This is a genomic window from Paraburkholderia sp. SIMBA_030, assembly GCF_046535245.1.
In the GTDB taxonomy this organism is placed as follows: Bacteria; Pseudomonadota; Gammaproteobacteria; order Burkholderiales; family Burkholderiaceae; genus Paraburkholderia.
Genome location: NZ_JAWRXB010000851.1, coordinates 1 through 261, shown reverse-complemented (window position 1 = coordinate 261; position 261 = coordinate 1). Strand labels below are relative to the sequence as shown.

Sequence of the window (261 nt, the reverse complement as noted above, 5' to 3'; positions counted from 1 at the left end):
CGAACGATCCCTTGCGACATAGTTCGTCATCAACCGAGAGTTGCAGAAATTTGAGATAGTCCAGGCCAAGCATGCCGACAGGCAATCTGGCGGGCATGCGGGCACGAAAATGAGGGCTGTCGGACATCGCGACGCAAGGTACTTCAGAAAAATTATTTGACTGGGCGGTCTGGGCGTGCGGGACTTTGCCGATCACGGCAGACCGTGCTCCCCATCAGCCATGAGATGGCGAATTACCAGTGCCGGGTCGGCGATATCCAG

Annotated in this window: 1 protein-coding gene; it reads right to left on the bottom strand. The window is 56.3% G+C overall.

Going from position 1 to position 261, the window contains the following annotated elements:
- Window positions 1-196 (bottom strand): hypothetical protein (locus tag SB772_RS42410; protein ID WP_410838821.1); only part of this gene is annotated, 196 nt, incomplete at its 3' end.
- Window positions 197-261: the final 65 nt, after the last annotated feature.